Here is an 18,287-nt window from a genome sequence, read left to right as displayed (position 1 = left end):
TGATGCTTTCAGCGGATGAAACCTACGCTTCGCTTGCCGGTGCCTGGCGGCTGATGCTCGGCAAGGCCGACGGATTTCGCCTGCTCGACCTTTCGGCGGACGGTTTCTGGAACTCCTTTTTTGCCATCGTCGTCGCGGCGCCGGCACTGATCGTCGGCTGGGTCGGTATTGCCAACGAGATCGGCGATCCCAACGCATTCGTCGGCCGTTTCAGCATGTTGATCCGCCTGGCCACCGTCGATATCGGCGCCTGGGTGCTGCCGCTCATAGGCCTCGCCCTGGTGGCGCCGCGGGTCGGCGTCGGCGGCCGTTTCGTCCATTATGTCGTGGCCAGCAATTGGGCCTCGGCGATCATCGCCTGGATGATGCTGCCATCGGCGTTGATCCGGCTTTTCCTGACGTCGGCCAGCGAAGTCTCCGGACTCGTGTCGCTGCTGTTATTCGCGCTGTCGATGGTATTGACCTGGCGGATGACCAACGTTGCGATCGGCAGGGGTGCGGCCACCGGCAGCGCCGTTTTTGCCGGCATGTTCGTGGCGTCGCTGATCGTCCTGTTCGGCCTGCAGGCGCTGCTCGGGATCAGCGTTCCGGATCAGCCAGGCGTCGGATAATCGACGCCGACGAGAAACAGCCCGTCGGGCGGCGCCACCTGACCGCAGGCCGCACGGTCGCGCGCCTCAAGCGCCGCCTTGAGGTCGGCAACAGTCCAGCCGCCTTCGCCGACACGTTTGAGCGAGCCGACCATCGAGCGCACCTGGTTGTGCAGGAATGACCGCGCCGAAGCGCGGACCTCAATGAAATCGCCCGCCCGGCTGACATCCAGCCGGTCGAGCGTGCGGACGGGGCTGGTGGCTTGGCACTGGGTCGAGCGGAAGGTGGTGAAATCATGCCGGCCAAGCAGCACCTTTGCCGCTTCGTGCATGGCACCGGCATCGAGCTGCTTCGGTACCCACCAGATCTTGCCCTTGTCGAGCGCCGCCGGCGCGCGGCGATTGACGATGCGGTAGAGGTAATGGCGGCTGATCGCCGAGAAACGCGCATCGAAGCCATCCGGCACGACGGCGGCCTTCAGGATGGCGATGCGCACCTTGGCCGCCTGCAGATGCGCGTTGACGGCGTCGCGCACCTTGTCGCCGGGCCATGCCTTGATCAGATCGACATGCGCCACCTGAGCGGTCGCATGGACGCCGGCATCGGTGCGGCCGGCGGCGCGCAGCGAAACCTGCTCACCGCAGAAGTTCTCGATCGCCCGCTCGATCGCCTGCTGCACCGAAGGCTGGTTGGCCTGGCGCTGCCAGCCGGCGAAGAGACTGCCGTCATATTCGATGTCGAGGCGAAAACGCGGCATTCCCGGATCGAGGCGAAATCAGGCGGCGAGGGCTGAGCCGAAGGCCGAGGCGTAGACCAGCCTGCCGGTCTCGGGCGCCTCGCCCCAGGCAAGCGCCTGCAAAGCCTCGCTTTGGTAGTCGCTCTCGAATTTCGCTGCACGGGCGCGGCTGTAGCCGAAACGGCCATAGTAAGCGGGATCGCCGAGCACCACGGCGAGCGTCTCGCCAGCAGCCTTCAGGCGGATATGCGCCTCGCGGACCAGCGCACCGCCGATGCCGGTGCCGTGGAACGACGGCTCGACCGCCAAAGGAGCCAAAGCCACCGCCGGGAAGCTCTTGCCGCCATTCCGCACGAAAAGCCGTGAAAACAGGATATGGCCGACCACTTGCCCGTCTTCGTCCGCCACCAGTTCGACGACGGCATCACCGCCGGTGACCAGCGCGTCGACCAGTCCGGCCTCGGTCTGCTGGCCGAATGCGTGTTCTTCGACAAGGCGGATCGCCTCGCGGTCCCGCGGCGTCGCCGCGCGTATGGACATCATGCTCATGACAATTTCATTCCTTTTTCGAGCCTGGCCCCGCGCAGAAACTCCTGCGCGGCAATGGGCCTTGCGCCCGCACGTTGAACTTCGACCGGCCTGATCGCGCCTGACCCGCAGGCGACCGTCAGCCGGTCATCGAGAATTCCTCCCGGTTCGCCGGCGCCTTGCGAGAGCGTCGAGCGAAGCAGTTTCAGCCGTTCCACGCGGCCGCCGATTTCGGCCTCGCACCATGCACCGGGAAAGGGCGACAGGCCGCGAATCTGGTTGTGCACGTCGCCGGCAGGTCGCAGCCAGTCTATGCGAGTCTCCGATTTATCGATTTTCTTGGCGTAGGTCACCCCCACCTCCGCCTGTGTGGTAAATGTCAGCGTATTCCGCTCCAGCCGTTCGAGCGCTTGCACTATCAGCGAAGCACCCAAGACCATCAGCCGATCGTGCAGATCGCCGGCCGTCATGTCGGGTCCAATGGCGCATTTTTCAACCATTGCCACCGGGCCGGTGTCGAGGCCTTCCTCCATCCGCATCACCATCATGCCCGTTTCGGTATCGCCGGCCATGATGGCGCGCTGGATAGGGGCAGCGCCGCGCCAGCGCGGCAGCAGCGATGCATGGCCGTTGAGGCAACCGAGCCGCGGCGCCTCGAGAATGGGTTTGGGCAGAAGCAGCCCGTAGGCGACCACCACGGCGACGTCGGCACGCAACGCGCGGAACGCCTCCTGCTCCGCCTCGCCCTTCAGCGACACCGGCGACCGCACCTCGATGCCAAGCCGCTCGGCCTCGCGCTGCACCGGCGACGGCGTCAGTTCGAGCCCGCGCCGGCCGCCGGCGCGCGGCGGCTGCGTGTAGACGGCTGCCAACTCGTGCCCGGCCCCGGCAATCGCCCGCAGCGTCGGCACGGAGAATTCGGGCGTACCCATGAAGATGACACGCAGGGGCATTCGTCGACGCCTACCCCACCATCTTGCCCGGCGCCTTGTCCCTGGCGAGCTTCTTGAATTTCTTGACCACCATGTCGCGCTTCAGCTTGGAGATGTAATCGATGAACAGCACGCCGTTGAGGTGGTCGATTTCATGCTGCAGGCAGGTCGCCATCAGCCCCTCGGCCTCGATCTCCTGCAGCTTGCCATCGCGATCGAGATATTTCACCCGCACCGCGGCGGGGCGCTCGACTTCCGCATAGTAATCGGGGATCGACAGGCAGCCTTCCTCATAGACCGAACGCTGGTCGGAGCTTTCAAGGATTTCGGGATTGATGAAGACGTGCGGCGCCGGCGTCTCGTCCTCCTTGGCGAGGTCGATCACCAGCATGCGCAAGGGTTCGCCGACCTGGATCGCTGCGAGGCCGATGCCGGGCGCGTCATACATGGTGTCCAGCATGTCGCCGGCCAGTTTGCGCAAATCGCCATCGACACGCTCGACCGGTTTTGAAACCTGGCGCAGGACGGGATCGGGGAGGATGATAAGCGGCTTGATCGACATGGCGTCTCACCTAAGACCTCGCAGGAAAAGCGTCAACCGGGGCGCCTTCGGGTCGTTCACGTTTTGATCTGTGCTGGCAGACCGAATCATCTATGCTGTCGACATGAACGATCTGGCCACCATCCTGTCCGAACCTGTCGCCCGCCTAGGCGCCACCACGATCACGCTCGGCCATGCCCTGGGTTTCGGCGCAATGCTGTTCCTTGGACTGTTCGTGGCGCTCGTCGTTGCGCTCTGGCGATCGGCCAAGGCGCGTGCAGTGGCGGCCGCCGAAGCCGCCGACCACGCCCGCGACGCCGAGGTGCGGATGGCCGGCATCTTGGCAAGCCAGGCGGAAATGCAGGGCCGCATGGGCGCCATCGCCGAAGTGTTCGGGGCGCGCCAGGCGGAACTGACACAGTCGATCGGCCAGCGTCTCGATGCCATGACCGGCCGCCTGGGCCAGACCATGACCGAGCAGACGAGATCGACGCATGAGAGCCTCGCCAAGCTGCAGGAACGGCTGGCGGTCATCGATATCGCGCAAGGCAACATCCAGTCGCTGGCCGGCCAGGTCGTGCAATTGCAGGCGATCCTTTCCAACAAGCAGACGCGCGGCGCCTTCGGCCAGTCGCGTATGGAAGCTATCGTCGCCGACGGATTGCCGCACGGCGCCTATGAATTCCAGGCGACCTTGTCGAATGGCAGCCGGCCCGACTGCCTGGTGAAGATGCCGAACGGCGCACCGTCGCTTGCCATCGATGCAAAGTTTCCGCTCGAGGCCTGGAATGCCATCCGGGCCGCCGAAGGCGCCGAACTGCAGAAGACCGCCGCACAGGCTTTCCGCCGCGACATCGAGGTGCATGTCCGCGATATTTCCGAAAAATACCTGATCCAGGGCGAGACGCAGGACACCGCCTTCATGTTCGTGCCTTCGGAATCGGTGTTCGCCGAAATCCACGAGAATTTCGAGGCCGTTGTCCAGAAGGCGCATCGCTCACGGATCGTCATCGTCTCGCCATCGCTTTTGATGCTGTCGATCCAGGTCATCCAGGCGATCCTCAAGGATGCCCGCATGCGCGAGCAGGCACACCTGATCCAGGGCGAGGTTATCCGGCTGATGGAAGACGTCTCCCGGCTAGACGAGCGGGTGCGCAAATTGCAGACGCATTTCGGCCAATCGGCCAAGGACATCGAGGACATCCTGGTCTCGACATCGAAGGTGACCAGGCGCGGACAGAAGATCGAGGCGCTGGAGTTTGGCGTGCAGCCGGCGGAGGACACCCCCGGTTCGAATGGCAGCGGAGCAAAAGCGGAAAGCAGCCCGCGCGTCGCCGATTCGAAAACCGGGCAGTTGAGGCTAAGGGTCGTCGAAGGCGACGATTGAGAGCTGCGCCGGAACCGGAGGCTTCGCCCCGGTCTGGCGCTACTGCTCCTCGATGATGGTTGTGCCTTCGAATTCCGGCAGCCAATGCAGCGCCGAGCGGTGCCAGATCTGCTTTCTCGGCACCAGTTGCTCGCGCTGCCGTGCCGTGCCGACCCTGATACCGTAAACCTTCGGTCCCTCACCCGCCGAAGTGGCGTAGAGATGCGAGCCGCACTCACCGCAAAATGCCTGGGCGCGCTTGGCGCCGCTCGAACCGGTCTTGATGTAGATCTTCGGCGTGCCCTTGGTGATCCTGTAATTGTCCTCGGACGCCGGCACGGTGACGCGAAAGGCCGTTCCGGTTAGCTTCTGACAATCGATGCAGTGACAAATGGTGGTCTTTTCCGGATCGATCTCGGCCTCGTAAGTAATGGCGCCGCAATGACACCCGCCGTCGATTTTCATCTTCGTTCCTCCTGGAGCTTTTGCCCGCAATCATAACCGGGACTGCCCGATGGCGCAGCCATTTTCCTCAGGCTGGTTCCCCTCCGGACGCCGCCAAGGCCTTGCTCCGGCGTTCCCAGGTGCCGGTGGTCTGCGGTTTGACGAAGAGCCGCGTCACCTCCGGCATCTCCGCCTTCAGCCGCGTCTCCAGGCGCTCGACACAGGTCTCTATCTCCGGCGCCGACAAATGATCCTCGAACTCGATGCTCAAAGCGGCGACGATCTCCTGCGGACCCATATGCAGCGTCAGCGCGCCATTCGCCCGCTGCACCGCCGGGTCCTGCTGGACGATGGCCAGCACCTCTGTTTGCACCTCGGGCGAAGCCGGCTCGCCGAGCAGCAGGCTCTTGCTTTCGCGCGCCAGGAAGATCGCGGTCCCGCCCAGGATCAGCGCGATGCCGATCGACGCGGCGCCGTCGAGCTTCGGCATGTCCAGCAGTTCCGCCGCCGATATCCCGGCGAAGGCGACAACGAGGCCGAGAAGTGCCGCGCTGTCCTCGAAGAGTACGGTGTAGACACTCGGATCCTTGCTGAGCTGCACCGCCTCGAGCCAGCCGTGGCTGCCTTTTTGGTGGCGGAACTCCTTCAGCGCCACCAGCCAAGAGGTGCCTTCGAAGAGAAAGGAAAGGCCAAGGACAGCGTAGTTCACCTTGGCGTTGGCAATCGGCTCCGGCGCCATGATGTGCGTCACGCCTTCGTAGAACGATATGCCGGCGCCCAGTGCAAAGACGAGGAGCGCAACGATGAAGCTCCAGAAGTACAGCTCGCGGCCATGGCCGAGCGGATGCGTGCGGTCGGCCGGCCGGGCGGCACGGTGCATGCCGTAAAGCAGCAGGCTGCCATTGCCGGTATCGACGAGCGAGTGGACGCCTTCCGAGAGCATAGCCGAGCTGCCCGTGAACAAGGCGGCGGCAAATTTGGTCAGTGCGATCGCAAGATTTCCGGCGAGCGCCGCATAGATCACTTTTTTCGACCCGCCATGCGCCGCCATGGTGTGCTGCCCTGGTTGATGCCTCGAGATTGGCGGAGCGTCCGCCCACGCTCCACAGCTCTCACAACGCCTGAAGCGCCCAGTTGTTCACAAGGTCAGTTGTTCAAAAGGGCGGCGCGGGGCTATTCGACGACCTCGTCCGTCCAGACCTTGAAGCCAGCCAGCGCGCCCGGCCCGAAAATGTGGGTCAGCGGCACATCGGCGGCATCGCGTCCGGAGGCAATCAGGATGCGGCCGATGCGCGGCGCGTTGTTGCGCGGGTCGAACGCGTGCCAGCGGCCGCCGAGATAGACTTCCATCCAGGCGGCGAAATCCATGTCCGACCACGGCTTTGGCAGGCCGATATCACTGATATAGCCGGTGCAGTAGCGGGTCGGAATGTTCAGGGCGCGGCAGAAGGCAACAGCGAGGTGAGCAAAGTCCCGGCATACACCACTCTGCTCGCGATAGGCCTCGGCGGCGGTGCGCGTCGGCCGCGCATTGAAATAGTTGAAGACGATGTGGTTATGGACGAAGTCGCAGACCGCCTGGACGCGCGGAATGCCGAGCGGGGTGCTGCCGAACAGCCGCCACGCTTCATTCGACAGCACGTCGCTCTCGCAATAGCGGCTGGGCAGCAGGAACAGCAGCGTCTCCGACGGCAGATCGCGGACCTCGTGCTGCCACGCCGTCAGCTCGCGCGTCTCGAAGGAGCCGGGGGCGCGGATCACCGCGTCCGTGCCGAACGCAAAGCGCCCGGCCGGCGCAACGAAACGGTTGCACCAATTGCCGAAACTGTCGCGGTAGCTCTCGATCGGCACCGGCGGGTTCGACGTCAGGAAATCCGGCCGCTCAAGATCGGATGCGCGCGAATAATGGACATTTAGCATCGCGATCAGCGGTGTTTCCTGCGGGAAGTCGAAGCTCATCTGGCAACCGATGTGGATCCGCATTGTCGTCCTGACCGGCCTGCCTGATCATCAGCCGGCGAAACGCGAGGGCTGATGCTGCAGTGCGAAGAAGACCATGGCACGGACCGCTGCGGTTTACGAGGGAATTAGAAACCGGTTGACAGCCCATCGGCCAGGCGACTGCACGGCAGCGGCCTCTTGCAGTCGAGCGTTTTCTCTTGTTTCACTTCGCCAGATATCAACTGGAGGAACGAATCATGGCTAAGGGTGCGATGAAGGCAGGCAAGGAGGCCCGCAAGCCGAAGAAGGACGCGAAGAAACCGGCTCCGGCGCCGGCCCTGAAGGCACCGCCGGTGAAGGCGATGAAGCTGAAGGACAAGTAGAGCCGCAGCTACCGTTTCGGCTTATTTCGACCGGCCGCAAACGCGGCCGGGTATGATTGTTCACTAAGCTCACGCGCATCCCCTTGGATGCGGCGAAGGCAAAGCCATCGAAACGGAGCGTTCCGATGTCGTCGGTTTTCCTGTTCCTCGCCGGCCTGTTCGAGATCGGCTGGGCGATCGGCCTCAAATACACCGACGGATTCTCGAAGCCGCTGCCGACCGTCCTGACGGTAGCCTCGATGATCGTCAGCCTGACCTTGCTCGGCCTGGCGCTGAAGGCGTTGGCGGTCGGCACCGCTTACGCGGTGTGGACCGGCATCGGCACGGCGCTGTTGGGGATATGGCTGCTCGGCGAGCCAGCGACGGCGATCAGGCTGGCCTGCATCGCGCTAATCGTCTGCGGCATCATGGGACTGAAGCTCGCGGCTTAGCCGATTCTGACAGACGAACGCGTTCGGGGCCGCTGCAAGGCGGCCCTGATTCTTGAATTCGGCTGATCAGTGCCGGAAGGCGCTATCGCGCGGAGAAGCCGGGCGGCGTCCTGCCGGTGCGCTGCTTGCGCGCGGCATAGCGTGCGTCACGCTTGGCCTTGCGTTCGGCCTCGTCGGCAAGAAAACGGGCGATGCGCTCGTTCTCTTCAGCTTCCCGGATCTTCGCTTCGGCCTGTGCTGCTTCTTCCGCGGCAATGCGTGCCGCTTCGGCAGCTGCCTCGCGCTCGGCCTTTTCGACCGCTTCGCGCGCCAGCTTTTCCTGCTTCAGCCTGGCCTTTTCGGCCTCGCGTATAGCGCGGGCCTCGAGGATTGCCTTGCGCTCGGCCTGTCGTGCCAGCACCGCTGGATCATCTGGCGCCGGCTTTGCCTTGAAGCGCTCCAGAAGCGCCTTCTTTGCCTCGTTTGCGGCATTGCGCCGCTCGAAAACGTCTTTTTCCCTATAGATAGCCAAGTCCACTTCCCTGAAGTCAATTTGCGAGGCTTACATACGCGTGAAAACCGAGAGTTCAAGCGCCAAAACGGTATGCCAGCCATGAAATTCTGATCTGTTGCAGCCGGGAGACGCCATTTCGATTGAATTCGGCTGAAAGGCACCCGCACTGTTCACCATCCAGGCATCTGGCGGGGCGGTGGACTGATCGCTACGTGTAGCGCCAAGACAAAACGCTGAGATGACACACTATGGAACTCGGTCTCTACACCTTCGCCGACGTCAGCCCGGAACCGGGTCCCGGTGCGATCGGTGCGCATGAGCGGTTGCGCAATTTGATCGAGGAGATCGAGCTCGCCGACCAGGTCGGGCTGGACGTCTTTGGTCTCGGCGAGCACCACCGTCCCGACTATGCTGCCTCGGCTCCGGCGGTGGCGCTGGCGGCGGCGGCCGAACGGACCAAGCGCATAAGGCTGACCAGCGCTGTCACCGTGCTGTCCTCCGACGATCCGGTGCGCGTCTTCCAGCAGTTTGCCACCCTCGATCTTCTGTCCGGCGGCCGTGCCGAGATCATGGCCGGGCGCGGCTCGTTCATCGAATCCTTTCCGCTGTTCGGCTACAATCTCGAAGATTATGACGAACTCTTCGCCGAGAAGCTCGACCTGCTGCTCGCCATCCGCGATCATGTCAAGGTGACCTGGTCGGGCAGTCTGCGCGCGCCGATCAACGACCGCGGCGTCTATCCCCGGCCCTTGCAGGACAAATTGCCGATCTGGATCGCCGTCGGTGGAACACCGCAATCCGTCGCCCGCGCGGGCGTGCTCGGGTTGCCGCTGGCACTGGCGATCATCGGTGGCGAGCCGGCGCGGTTCGCACCGCTGTTCGACATCTACAGGGATGCAGCCAGGCGCGCCGGCAACGATCCGGCAAGCCTTGCCACCAGTCTCAACGTGCACGGCTTCATTGCCGACACCACGGACCAGGCAGCCGACGATTTTTACGGGCCGCAGGCCGAGGTGATGAACCGCATCGGCCGCGAGCGCGGCTGGGGGCCGACATCGCGGGCGCATTTCAACCAATCGCGCGGCCCAAACGGCGCGCTGTTCGTCGGCAATCCAGAACAGGTGGCCGAGAAGATCATTGCCCACCACAGGATATTCGGCAACGACCGCTTCCTGCTGCAAATGGCGATCGGCACCATGCCGCACGCCAAGGTGATGAAGGCCATCGAACTCTACGGCACCAAAGTGGCGCCGATCGTGCGCCGGGAAACTGCGAAGGCCGTTCCCGCCGTGGCGGCGCCGGTTGCCTGATTCCCAGTCACCCGATTCATTGCCAAGGCCGCGAGGCGGCCTTGCCGGTGACGCCAGCTAACGGAACCTTGAAGCGACAGAGGCGTTTTCGCCAACGGTCTGCACCAATCGCGGTGTGCCGCCGAGGGTCAGAATGAAAGCCGAACCCGACGCTTCGGGCGCAAGCGCTGCCGAAAGCCCGGATCCGCGCGTCGAGGCGCGGGCGGATGCGCATCTGATGCGTTCGCTGCTCGTCGGCATCTTCATTCTCATGGCGATCTACGCGCTTTACTTCGCGCGCGCCTTCTTCATGCCAGTCATTCTGGCTTTCCTGCTGGCGCTGACGCTGACGCCGATCGTTCGCTTCCTGCGCAAGCATGGCATGCCCGATGTCATTTCAGCGACACTGCTGGTGCTGCTTTCGTTCTGCCTCGTCGCCGTCGCGGGATATCTGCTCAGCGGCCCGGTCATCGATCTCATCAACAACACCTCGACGATCGGCCAGCAGCTTACCGAACGTCTGGCACAACTGCGCCGTCCGTTCGAAAGGATCGTGGAGGTTTCGCGTCAGATAGAGGGACTGACGCAGACATCCCAGGAGCCGGGCGTTCAGAGGGTGGCGATGGCGCCATCCGGTATTCTCTCGCAGGCCGCCGGCAATGTACTGTCGGCCGGCACCAGCGTCACCATCGTCTTCGTCCTGTCGCTGTTCCTGCTCGCCTCCGGCACGATGTTCTATGAAAAGATCGTCCAATCCTTCCCCAGTCTCAGCGAAAAGAAGCGGGCACTGCGTGTCGTCTACGACGTCGAACGTGAAATCTCGCACTATCTGCTTACCGTCACGATCATCAATACATGTCTCGGCGTGGTCATCGGGCTCGGCCTGTGGGCACTCGGCGTGCCAAACGCGCAGGTCTGGGGCGCGGCAGCGGCTCTGCTCAATTTCCTGCCCTATATCGGAGCGTTAATCACCATCACGCTGGTCACGATCATTGCGCTGATAAGCTTCGACACGATTTCCTACGCGCTGCTGGCGCCGGCCTTCGTCGTTCTATGCTACATCGTCGAAGGCCAGTTCGTGACGCCGACGGTGGTCGGCCGCCGTCTCGAAATCAACGCAGTGGCGATCCTCATCGCCATCGCCTTCTGGTCGTGGCTATGGGGTTTTGTCGGCGCGCTGCTGGCGGTGCCGCTGCTGGTCGTCATCAAGGTGTTCTGCGATCATTTCGACGGTCTCAGCCATGTCGGCAATTTCCTGGCGGCGCAACACACGGCAGCGATCGAGGACGAAGAGATTTCCGAGGTGAACAAGTAGCGGCTTAAAGGGTCAAAAGCGTCCCCCCGATGGTGCAGATCACGACCTTGCATCGGTCGCACGTCCGTTGTGCCCTCAGCGCTCCATCAACATTTTGAATTTGCCGCCTCGGCAACGGCTTCCTACATCCCTTCGGCCCACAGGAAACCCGCGCCGATGACCGTTCTTTCCGTTCTCGACCTGTCGCCGATCGTCGAAGGCAGCAACGCTTCACAGTCACTCGCCAATTCGCTCGATCTCGCCCGTCATGCCGAGCGGCTGGGTTACCGGCGCTATTGGCTGGCAGAGCACCACAATATGCCGGGCATCGCCAGCGCTGCCACCTCGGTGGTCATTGCCCATGTGGCCGGCGGCACCGATACGATACGCGTCGGCGCCGGCGGCGTCATGCTGCCCAATCATTCCCCGCTGGTCATCGCCGAGCAGTTCGGTACGCTCAACGCTCTGCATCCTGGCCGCATCGATCTCGGCCTCGGCCGGGCGCCCGGCACCGACATGGCCACGGCACGGGCGCTGCGCCGTAACCTCGACGCTGGCGCCGACAATTTCCCGCAGGACGTCGTCGAGCTGATGGGTTACTTGCAGCCGGCCGAAGACGGCCAACGCATCCGCGCGGTGCCCGGCGAAGGCGAAAAGGTGCCGATCTGGATTCTCGGTTCCAGCCTCTACGGCGCGCAGCTTGCCGCCATGCTCGGCCTGCCCTACGCTTTCGCTTCGCATTTTGCGCCGGCCGAGCTCGACCATGCTCTGGAGATCTACCGCTCGCGTTTCCAGCCTTCGGAGCAGCTCGACAAGCCTTATGTGATGCTCGGCCTCAACGTCTTCGCCGCTCCTTCCGATGCCGAGGCGCGGCTGCTGTTCACCTCGCTGCAGCAGGCCTTCGTCAATCTGCGCACCGGCCGGCCCGGCCGATTGCCGCCGCCGGTCGAAGGATATGAGCGCGACCTCGATCCAATGGCCAAGACCATGCTCGGCCAAGCGCTTTCCTGCGCCGTCGTCGGCTCTCCCGAAACAGTCAGGCAAGGCATCGAGGCGTTTGTGCGCCGGACAGGCGCCGACGACTTGATGGTCACAGCGCAGATTTTCGACCATGCGGCGCGGGTGCGCTCGTTCGAGATCCTGGCCGACGCCCACAAATCGCTGTCGGAAGCTGCCTGAGAGTTGGTTCGCCACTTGCCACTGTTGCGGGCAAGGCCGGCCTTAGGCAGGGAACATCGCGAACAGGTGTGCGAAAACATAGCGAACATTTCGCGCGTTTTGCGCGGAGGTTTTCGATCCGTCATGCTCGTCCGTTAGCGGGAAACGCGGCGTCCACTAAATAACGATCACCTTGGTGCCGATTGTGGCGCGGTCATAGAGATCGATGATGTCCTGGTTCATGAGGCGAATGCAGCCCGCCGACACAGCTTTGCCGATGGACCACCATTCAGGGCTACCGTGCAGGCGATATCCAGTGTCACCTTTCTCGTTAAAAAGATAGAGCGCCCGCGCCCCGAGCGGGTTCATGAGTCCGCCCTCCATATGGGCCGGTATGATGCGGCCTCGCTTCTGCTCGCGCACGATCATCGCAGACGGCGCGCTCCAATCCGGCCATTCGCGCTTCCTCGCAACGTGAGCAGTGCCATGCCACTCGAAGCCCGCCTTGCCGACGCCGATGCCGTAGCGCAGCGCCTGACCGTCTCCCAACACGTAGTAGAGGAACTTCGCTCCTGTATCGACAATGATGGTGCCCGGCGCCTCGTCAGTCGCATAAGGTACTGTCTGCCGATGGAACTTTTGGTCAACCTTGTAGATCGGAACCGGCGGAACGCGAAAACCGGCGTCGGTGAGGCCGCCATAGGCCTGGGGAAAGGTCTGTAACGCTCCGCCGGTGGTGCAGCCGGAGAATGCGGCCATCCCAGCAAGTACCAGCCCGATTAGGATCGATTTCACGCGCATGACTCAAGCCGGCGCCCGTGTGAACGATCTGTCGCATCTCGTCATATTCCTAATCCGACATGCTTCGATTGCCAAGATTTTCCTGACGGTCGGCTGGCTGATTGTTGGCCACTTGGCCCGATCGGCGCCGCGTCCTTCAATTGCTCGGTTTTTGAACGACGACCCCCCGTAGTGGCTGCGCAGACCCGGGGTCGGCAGGACAGAGGGAGCGCTGTCCGTCCGGCATTGCAAAGTTTCTGAACAGAGCCCACGCGCTACGCGCTGACGCTCTGCGCAGTCGCACCTAGCGGACGGCATGAATTGCGGATCATCAAGCGTCCCTTGAGCGTCAGCTTGCGCGGCGGCGCATCCCTGTTTCCGGCGAGCCGGTCGAGCAGCAGATTGGCCGCCTGTTCGCCGATCGCCTGCACGGGCTGTGCGACCGTGGTCAATTGCGGCCGGAACACATCCGACCACGGAAAATCGTCGAAGCAAGCGACGGAAATATCCTCCGGACAGGACAGGCCGATATCGCGAATGGCCTTCATGGTGCCGATCACCATCGGGTTGTTGGCCGAAAAGATGGCGCTCGGCCGGTCGTGCAGCGAAAGCAGCTGCATGGTGGCGTTGTAGCCATCGACTTCGTGGAAATTGCCGAAGCGGACGAGCTCGGGTTCGGCCGGCAGGCCGGCGGCCTGGAGGGCCTCGCGGTATCCCGCCATGCGGTCATGCATCGGCGAGATATCGAACGAGCCGGAGATGTAGCCGATGCGCCGATGGCCGAGATCGATCAGATAAGTGATGGCGTCGAACACCGCGCGCTGATTGTCGAGAACGACGGCATCGGTGTCGACACCCTGGCAAACACGGTCGAGCAGCACGACCGGCACATTGGCGTCGTCGACAATCCGTTTGAGGATCGCGCCGTCACCGACACGCGCGACGATCAGTCCGTCGACCATGCGGTCGAGCAGCAGCCTGATCTGGTCGTCCTGCGTGTTCAGGTGCTCGTCGGTGCAGCACAGCATGACGGCGTAGCCGGCCCTGTCGAAAGCCTGCTGGATGACCGAAACCACGTCGGTAAAGAACGGATTGGTGATGTGTGGGACGGTGAGCCCGATGGTGCGTGTGGTGCCCATCTTCAGGCTGCGGGCAATGGCGTTGCGCTTATAACCGATGTCGCGGATCGCCTGTTCGATCCGCTGGCTGAGCTCGGGGCTGACGGTCGCGGTGCCATTGATCAGCGCCGATACGGTGGCCACGGAAACACGCGCGGCCTCGGCCACATGAAGCATAGTCGGGGCAGTGAATTTGCGCTGCTTTTTTCGTCCTGACGCTGTCATTTTCGAAACGTTTCACCACTCCACGGTAGCAATACGTACGGAATCTTATGATTTTGCGCAAGAATTGAAATGGAACAATCTCAGGCTCCAGATATTGCCTTGACATGATCGAAACGTTTAGATTAGCGTTTGAGGTGTTCGGTGACGACGGAGGGAGGCCGTCCTTATCATGCAGCACGGCAATTCCATCCCTGCGCAAGGCGTTGTGGCGGACGGCTCGGCGATCGTGCTGAGCGCCGAGCACATCTCCAAGTCCTTCGGCGGTATCGCCGCGCTTGTCGATGTCGGCTTCGAACTGCGGCGCGGCGAGGTCCATGCGCTGATGGGCGAGAACGGCGCCGGCAAGTCGACGCTGATGAAGATCCTGTCCGGCGTCTATACGGACTATAACGGAACGGTCAGTATCGATGGCCATCCGGTGCGCTTTGCCGGCGTCCGCGAAGCCGAGCGCGCCGGCATCGCCATCATCCACCAGGAGCTGAACCTCGTTCCCGAACTTAGCGTCGCCGACAATATCTTTCTCGGCCGCGAGAAGCTGATCGCCGGGCTGATCGTCGACCGCAAGGCGAGCAGCCGCGCTGCCGGCGCGCTCTTGCAAAGGCTCGGCATCGAGCTCGACCCGGATGCGCGCGTCGGTGCCTTGCGCGTCGGCGAACAGCAGCTGGTCGAGATCGCCAAGGCGCTGTCGATGTCGGCGCGCATTCTGATCATGGACGAGCCGACCTCGGCGCTTTCGCCGGCCGAATGCCAGCGGCTGTTCCGCATCATCCGCCAGCTCGCCGACAGCGGCGTGGCGATCGTCTACATTTCGCACCGCATCGACGAGGTCATGCATCTGGCCAGCCGCGTCACCGTGTTTCGCGATGGACGCCACGTCCTGACGCGGGTGATGGACAAGCTCGACGAAGACGCCATAATTTCGGCGATGGTCGGGCGAAACCTGCTTGCTTCCTCCCAGGAGCACCGCATCCCCGGTGGCAACACGGTCCTGTCCGTAAGCGAGCTGTCGTTGTCGAAGCCCAATCGCCATGGTTGGCGCACCGTGCTCGACGGCGTCAGCTTCGATCTTGCCGCAGGAGAAATCCTCGGTATCGGCGGGCTGCTGGGCTCGGGCCGTACCGAAATCCTGGAAACCATCTTCGGGTCCAGCGGCGGACGTGCCGGCGGTGAGATCAGGCTCGATGGCGAGGCAGTAGAAATCCGTTCGCCGCGCGATGCGCGCCGGCTCGGCATCGCCCTGGTCACGGAAGACCGCAAGACGCAAGGCCTGCATCTCGAGGCCTCGATCACCGACAATGTCGCGCTGCCGCTGGTCGGCGCGCTGGCGCGGTTCGGCGTGCGCTCGCTGGCCGGTGAGCAAGGGCTGGCACGGGACGCCGTCAAGGCGCTCGGCATTCGCTGCGAGACCGTCGAGCAGCCGGCCGGCACGCTGTCCGGCGGCAACCAGCAGAAGGTCGTCATCGGCAAATGGCTAGCGACGAGGCCGCGGGTGCTGCTGCTTGACGAGCCGACACGCGGCATCGATGTCGGTGCCAAGCGGGAAATCTACGATCTCATCTTCAAGCTGGCGCGAGACGGGCTGGCAATCGCCGTCATCAGCTCGGAATTGCCGGAGCTGCTGCATCTCTCCGACCGTATTCTGGTCATGGCCGACGGCCGCCAGACGGGAACCCTGTCCCGCGCGCAAGCCAGCGAGGAGGCCATCATGTGGCTTGCGGCGCCGCGACGGACGATGACGAGGCCTGCCGCATGAGCATTTTGCATATCCTGTCCCGGACGAAGCTCTATTGGGGCCTGATCGCCATCTTCCTGATCGGCGTGCTCGGCTCGCCGATCAGCTCCAAGGGCAACAACATCTTCCTGTCCTACGGCAACCTGCTCGATGTGCTGCGCCAGGTGTCGACCACCGGGCTGATTGCCACCGGCATGACTGCGGTGATCATCACCGGCGGTATCGACCTTTCCGTCGGCTCGCTGATGGCTATCTGCACGGTCGTCTGTGCCATGCTGCTGACGGTCCCCGGCGTGACGCCGGCGGTGGTGCTGGGGGTGCCGACAGTTGCCCTGGCAGCCCTTTGCCTCGGCATTCTCGTCACTCGTTTCATCCTGCTGAACATCGAAAAATCCCGCGCCGGCGCGCAGGCCACGCACGACATCAGGTTGGACAGCGTTCGCGGGCTGGTGACACCCGGCATTGTCGGGGTGATCCTGTGCAGTCTGGTGCTGTGGTTCCTGCTGCCGCAGGTGGGCTCAAAATTCGGCGTGCTCGGCGTGCTGCTGGTGGCGCCTTGCGTCGGCCTGCTGTTCGGCGCGCTCAACGGCTTCATCATCGTCGCCGGGCGGCTGCAGCCTTTCATCGTGACGCTGGCGATGATGGTCACTGCGCTCGGCATCGCCCGGCTGACAGCCGGCCAGAACAATGCGGTGCTGCCGGTCTACACCGGCTCGAATGCCACCGCCGATTTCGAAATGCTGCGCTCGCTGGTATTCGGTGTGATCCCGATGCCGGGCCTGTTCTTCCTCGGCGCCATCCTGATCTACGGCGCTGTGCTGCGCTTCACCCCGTTCGGCCGCTATGTCTATGCGATCGGCGGCAATGAGGAGGCGGCGCGGCTGTCGGGCATCGCCGCAGGCCGCGTGAAGATCGCCACCTATGCCGTGTCAGGGCTGCTGGCCGGCATCGCGGCGGTGCTCTATGTCGCGCAGTACCGGCAAGGCAAGCCGGACGCCGGCGCCGGGCTGGAGCTCGACGCGATTGCCGCCGTGGTCATCGGCGGCACCAGCCTGATGGGCGGACGCGGCAGCCTCACCGGGACGTTCTGCGGCGTGCTGATCTTCGGGCTGCTCTCCAACATCCTGCAGCTGCACAACATCAATTCGAACCTTCAGCTGGTGCTGAAGGGGATGATCATCATCGGTACCGTGCTCGTACAGGAGCGCAGTGCCGGTGATCTTCTCTTCTATCTGCGACTGCCCGGCGGGCAAGCGCACAAGGAAACGGCCGCGGCAAAGCGGCCGTCGCAAGAGACCGCGTCTCTGAATATTGGAGGAAACAAGAAATGAAACGACGTGAATTGTTGAAGCTCGCCGGGCTGACAGCGGCACTCCTGACCACGACCGCCATGCTTGGCGGCGGCGCCCATGCGCAGGACAAGAAGTGGAAGATCGGCTTCTCGCAGGTGACGACCATCGAACCCTGGCGCGCCCAGTTCAACAAGGACATCCTGGCCGAAGCGGCCAAGCATCCGGAAGTCGAGCTGATCATCACCGACGGCGAGGACAAGACCGAGAAGCAGGTCGCCGATGTCGAAAACCTTATCCGTCAGGAGGTCGATGCGCTCTTGGTATCACCGAAAGAATCCGCCGGCCTGACCGGTGTCGTGCAGCAGGCGATCGATGCCAAGATCCCGGTCTTCGTGCTCGACCGCAACGTCGAAACCAACGACTACACGCAGTTCGTCGGCGGCGACAACAAGCTGATCGGCCGGGCTGCCGGTGAATATGCCGTCGAGCTGCTTGGCGGCAAGGGCAAGGCCGCCGGCAACGTTGTCGAGATCTGGGGCGGCATGGGCACCCAGCCGGCACACGACCGCCATGACGGTTTCCATGAATTCACCGACAAGGAGCCGGGCATAAAATACCTGCTCGACCAGCAGTCGGGCGACTGGAAGCAGGACCAGGCCTACAACATCATGGCGACGGCGTTGCGCAACAACGAGAAAATCGATCTTGTCTACGGCCACAATGATCCGATGGCCTATGGCGCCTATCTTGCCGCCAAGGACGTCGGACGTGAGAAGGACATCAAGTTCATCGGCATCGACGGCCTGCCCAATGAAGGCGTGCAGCTGGTCGCCAATGGCGAGCTGACGGCGACGTTCACTTATGTGACGCCGGGCGCCGAAGGGCTGCGGCAGGCGATCAAGTTCCTGAACGGCGAGAAGGTGGAAAAGACGATCACCCTGCCGACGCAGAAGATCACCAAGGAAAATGCCGCCCAGATCCTGAAGGACAACGGCCTCTGAGACGAGGCTTTC

General features: G+C 63.3%; 20 protein-coding genes. 10 read left to right on the top strand and 10 right to left on the bottom strand.

Going from position 1 to position 18,287, the window contains the following annotated elements:
* Window positions 1–2 precede the first annotated feature (2 nt).
* Entirely contained in the window at window positions 3–611 is a 609-nt protein-coding gene (locus NKH59_RS14685) for a transporter (protein WP_352615023.1), read from the top strand.
* On the opposite strand, the gene truA is transcribed toward NKH59_RS14685, so the two are convergent.
* From truA to def, 4 genes are read right to left on the bottom strand one after another with little or no spacing between them, the layout of a single operon-like run.
* Window positions 593–1,348, bottom strand: a complete 756-nt coding sequence (gene truA, locus NKH59_RS14680; protein WP_353012391.1) for a tRNA pseudouridine(38-40) synthase TruA — start codon at window positions 1,346–1,348, stop codon at window positions 593–595. The genes NKH59_RS14685 and truA overlap by 19 nt on opposite strands.
* Window positions 1,349–1,366: 18 nt before the next feature.
* Window positions 1,367–1,876, bottom strand: coding sequence for a GNAT family N-acetyltransferase (locus tag NKH59_RS14675; protein WP_352615027.1), 510 nt, complete (start codon window positions 1,874–1,876; stop codon window positions 1,367–1,369).
* Window positions 1,873–2,802, bottom strand: coding sequence for a methionyl-tRNA formyltransferase (gene fmt, locus NKH59_RS14670; protein ID WP_352615146.1), 930 nt, complete (start codon window positions 2,800–2,802; stop codon window positions 1,873–1,875). Before fmt ends, NKH59_RS14675 begins: the two co-directional genes overlap by 4 nt.
* A 16-nt stretch (window positions 2,803–2,818) precedes the next feature.
* On the bottom strand, window positions 2,819–3,349 hold the full coding sequence (gene def, locus NKH59_RS14665) for a peptide deformylase (protein WP_352455964.1): 531 nt from the start codon (window positions 3,347–3,349) through the stop codon (window positions 2,819–2,821).
* Window positions 3,350–3,452: 103 nt separating this feature from the next.
* On the opposite strand from def, the gene NKH59_RS14660 reads away from it, so the two are divergent.
* The gene (locus tag NKH59_RS14660; RefSeq protein WP_352769475.1) at window positions 3,453–4,715 is read left to right on the top strand and encodes a DNA recombination protein RmuC; all 1,263 of its coding nucleotides are present in this window, start codon (window positions 3,453–3,455) and stop codon (window positions 4,713–4,715) included.
* 39 nt (window positions 4,716–4,754) lie between these two features.
* Here NKH59_RS14660 and NKH59_RS14655 read toward each other — a convergent pair whose 3' ends face one another.
* From NKH59_RS14655 to NKH59_RS14645, 3 genes are all read right to left on the bottom strand, one after another.
* A complete protein-coding gene (locus NKH59_RS14655; RefSeq protein ID WP_352769472.1) occupies window positions 4,755–5,159 on the bottom strand; it encodes a GFA family protein in 405 nt (134 codons plus the stop codon).
* 67 nt (window positions 5,160–5,226) lie between these two features.
* Window positions 5,227–6,189 (bottom strand): cation diffusion facilitator family transporter, encoded by a 963-nt coding sequence (locus NKH59_RS14650; RefSeq protein ID WP_353022224.1) that lies wholly within the window; start codon window positions 6,187–6,189, stop codon window positions 5,227–5,229.
* A gap of 122 nt (window positions 6,190–6,311) precedes the next feature.
* Window positions 6,312–7,121, bottom strand: coding sequence for a transglutaminase-like domain-containing protein (locus NKH59_RS14645; protein ID WP_353022222.1), 810 nt, complete (start codon window positions 7,119–7,121; stop codon window positions 6,312–6,314).
* A 215-nt stretch (window positions 7,122–7,336) separates the two neighbouring features.
* Between NKH59_RS14645 and NKH59_RS14640 the strand changes: the two genes are divergently transcribed.
* Window positions 7,337–7,462, top strand: a complete 126-nt coding sequence (locus tag NKH59_RS14640; protein ID WP_013528464.1) for a hypothetical protein — start codon at window positions 7,337–7,339, stop codon at window positions 7,460–7,462.
* A gap of 125 nt (window positions 7,463–7,587) precedes the next feature.
* Window positions 7,588–7,893 carry a DMT family transporter gene (locus NKH59_RS14635; RefSeq protein WP_352539941.1) on the top strand — a complete coding sequence of 102 codons (306 nt, stop codon included), beginning with the start codon at window positions 7,588–7,590 and terminating at the stop codon, window positions 7,891–7,893.
* Window positions 7,894–7,975: 82 nt separating this feature from the next.
* Here NKH59_RS14635 and NKH59_RS14630 read toward each other — a convergent pair whose 3' ends face one another.
* Window positions 7,976–8,404: a DUF6481 family protein gene (locus tag NKH59_RS14630; protein WP_353022221.1), complete on the bottom strand. Its 429-nt coding sequence runs from the start codon at window positions 8,402–8,404 to the stop codon at window positions 7,976–7,978.
* 230 nt (window positions 8,405–8,634) lie between these two features.
* On the opposite strand from NKH59_RS14630, the gene NKH59_RS14625 reads away from it, so the two are divergent.
* From NKH59_RS14625 to NKH59_RS14615, 3 genes are all read left to right on the top strand, one after another.
* Window positions 8,635–9,696 (top strand): LLM class flavin-dependent oxidoreductase, encoded by a 1,062-nt coding sequence (locus NKH59_RS14625; RefSeq protein WP_353022219.1) that lies wholly within the window; start codon window positions 8,635–8,637, stop codon window positions 9,694–9,696.
* Window positions 9,697–9,829: 133 nt separating this feature from the next.
* Window positions 9,830–10,990, top strand: a complete 1,161-nt coding sequence (locus NKH59_RS14620) for an AI-2E family transporter (RefSeq protein ID WP_352472364.1) — start codon at window positions 9,830–9,832, stop codon at window positions 10,988–10,990.
* 156 nt (window positions 10,991–11,146) lie between these two features.
* A complete protein-coding gene (locus tag NKH59_RS14615; RefSeq protein WP_353022217.1) occupies window positions 11,147–12,148 on the top strand; it encodes an LLM class flavin-dependent oxidoreductase in 1,002 nt (333 codons plus the stop codon).
* Window positions 12,149–12,304: 156 nt separating this feature from the next.
* Here the strand turns inward: NKH59_RS14615 and NKH59_RS14610 are convergent, their stop codons facing one another.
* Both NKH59_RS14610 and NKH59_RS14605 read right to left on the bottom strand, forming a co-directional pair.
* The gene (locus tag NKH59_RS14610) at window positions 12,305–12,928 is read right to left on the bottom strand and encodes a L,D-transpeptidase (RefSeq protein WP_352814004.1); all 624 of its coding nucleotides are present in this window, start codon (window positions 12,926–12,928) and stop codon (window positions 12,305–12,307) included.
* A 254-nt stretch (window positions 12,929–13,182) separates the two neighbouring features.
* On the bottom strand, window positions 13,183–14,202 hold the full coding sequence (locus NKH59_RS14605; protein WP_254815864.1) for a LacI family DNA-binding transcriptional regulator: 1,020 nt from the start codon (window positions 14,200–14,202) through the stop codon (window positions 13,183–13,185).
* Window positions 14,203–14,419: 217 nt separating this feature from the next.
* Between NKH59_RS14605 and NKH59_RS14600 the strand changes: the two genes are divergently transcribed.
* Genes NKH59_RS14600 through NKH59_RS14590 form a run of 3 tightly spaced genes read left to right on the top strand, consistent with a single transcriptional unit; the run spans window position 14,420 to window position 18,275 of the window.
* A complete protein-coding gene (locus NKH59_RS14600) occupies window positions 14,420–16,003 on the top strand; it encodes a sugar ABC transporter ATP-binding protein (protein WP_352769588.1) in 1,584 nt (527 codons plus the stop codon).
* Window positions 16,000–17,313 (top strand): ABC transporter permease, encoded by a 1,314-nt coding sequence (locus NKH59_RS14595; RefSeq protein WP_023676963.1) that lies wholly within the window; start codon window positions 16,000–16,002, stop codon window positions 17,311–17,313. The genes NKH59_RS14600 and NKH59_RS14595 overlap by 4 nt, the downstream gene beginning before the upstream one ends.
* Window positions 17,310–18,275: a substrate-binding domain-containing protein gene (locus NKH59_RS14590; protein WP_352682299.1), complete on the top strand. Its 966-nt coding sequence runs from the start codon at window positions 17,310–17,312 to the stop codon at window positions 18,273–18,275. The genes NKH59_RS14595 and NKH59_RS14590 overlap by 4 nt, the downstream gene beginning before the upstream one ends.
* The last annotated feature ends 12 nt before the right edge of the window (window positions 18,276–18,287 follow it).

This window comes from Mesorhizobium sp. M0998, from assembly GCF_040318885.1.
Taxonomy (GTDB): Bacteria; Pseudomonadota; Alphaproteobacteria; order Rhizobiales; family Rhizobiaceae; genus Mesorhizobium.
Note: the sequence above shows the minus strand (reverse complement) of the source record. Positions and strands in the feature narration are given on the sequence as shown.

What these genes read in the sequence shown, in the direction of transcription:
- NKH59_RS14675 (WP_352615027.1), bottom strand. Translation starts at nt 1,876, where the DNA reads ATGAGCATGATGTCCATACGCGCGGCGACGCCGCGGGACCGCGAGGCG.
- NKH59_RS14610 (WP_352814004.1), bottom strand. Translation starts at nt 12,928, where the DNA reads ATGCGCGTGAAATCGATCCTAATCGGGCTGGTACTTGCTGGGATGGCC.
- NKH59_RS14660 (WP_352769475.1), top strand. Translation starts at nt 3,453, where the DNA reads ATGAACGATCTGGCCACCATCCTGTCCGAACCTGTCGCCCGCCTAGGC.
- NKH59_RS14625 (WP_353022219.1), top strand. Translation starts at nt 8,635, where the DNA reads ATGGAACTCGGTCTCTACACCTTCGCCGACGTCAGCCCGGAACCGGGT.
- def (WP_352455964.1), bottom strand. Translation starts at nt 3,349, where the DNA reads ATGTCGATCAAGCCGCTTATCATCCTCCCCGATCCCGTCCTGCGCCAG.
- NKH59_RS14595 (WP_023676963.1), top strand. Translation starts at nt 16,000, where the DNA reads ATGAGCATTTTGCATATCCTGTCCCGGACGAAGCTCTATTGGGGCCTG.
- NKH59_RS14640 (WP_013528464.1), top strand. Translation starts at nt 7,337, where the DNA reads ATGGCTAAGGGTGCGATGAAGGCAGGCAAGGAGGCCCGCAAGCCGAAG.
- NKH59_RS14615 (WP_353022217.1), top strand. Translation starts at nt 11,147, where the DNA reads ATGACCGTTCTTTCCGTTCTCGACCTGTCGCCGATCGTCGAAGGCAGC.
- NKH59_RS14650 (WP_353022224.1), bottom strand. Translation starts at nt 6,189, where the DNA reads ATGGCGGCGCATGGCGGGTCGAAAAAAGTGATCTATGCGGCGCTCGCC.
- NKH59_RS14590 (WP_352682299.1), top strand. Translation starts at nt 17,310, where the DNA reads ATGAAACGACGTGAATTGTTGAAGCTCGCCGGGCTGACAGCGGCACTC.
- NKH59_RS14655 (WP_352769472.1), bottom strand. Translation starts at nt 5,159, where the DNA reads ATGAAAATCGACGGCGGGTGTCATTGCGGCGCCATTACTTACGAGGCC.
- NKH59_RS14600 (WP_352769588.1), top strand. Translation starts at nt 14,420, where the DNA reads ATGCAGCACGGCAATTCCATCCCTGCGCAAGGCGTTGTGGCGGACGGC.
- NKH59_RS14605 (WP_254815864.1), bottom strand. Translation starts at nt 14,202, where the DNA reads ATGCTTCATGTGGCCGAGGCCGCGCGTGTTTCCGTGGCCACCGTATCG.
- NKH59_RS14645 (WP_353022222.1), bottom strand. Translation starts at nt 7,121, where the DNA reads ATGCGGATCCACATCGGTTGCCAGATGAGCTTCGACTTCCCGCAGGAA.
- NKH59_RS14635 (WP_352539941.1), top strand. Translation starts at nt 7,588, where the DNA reads ATGTCGTCGGTTTTCCTGTTCCTCGCCGGCCTGTTCGAGATCGGCTGG.
- truA (WP_353012391.1), bottom strand. Translation starts at nt 1,348, where the DNA reads ATGCCGCGTTTTCGCCTCGACATCGAATATGACGGCAGTCTCTTCGCC.
- NKH59_RS14620 (WP_352472364.1), top strand. Translation starts at nt 9,830, where the DNA reads ATGAAAGCCGAACCCGACGCTTCGGGCGCAAGCGCTGCCGAAAGCCCG.
- NKH59_RS14685 (WP_352615023.1), top strand. Translation starts at nt 3, where the DNA reads ATGCTTTCAGCGGATGAAACCTACGCTTCGCTTGCCGGTGCCTGGCGG.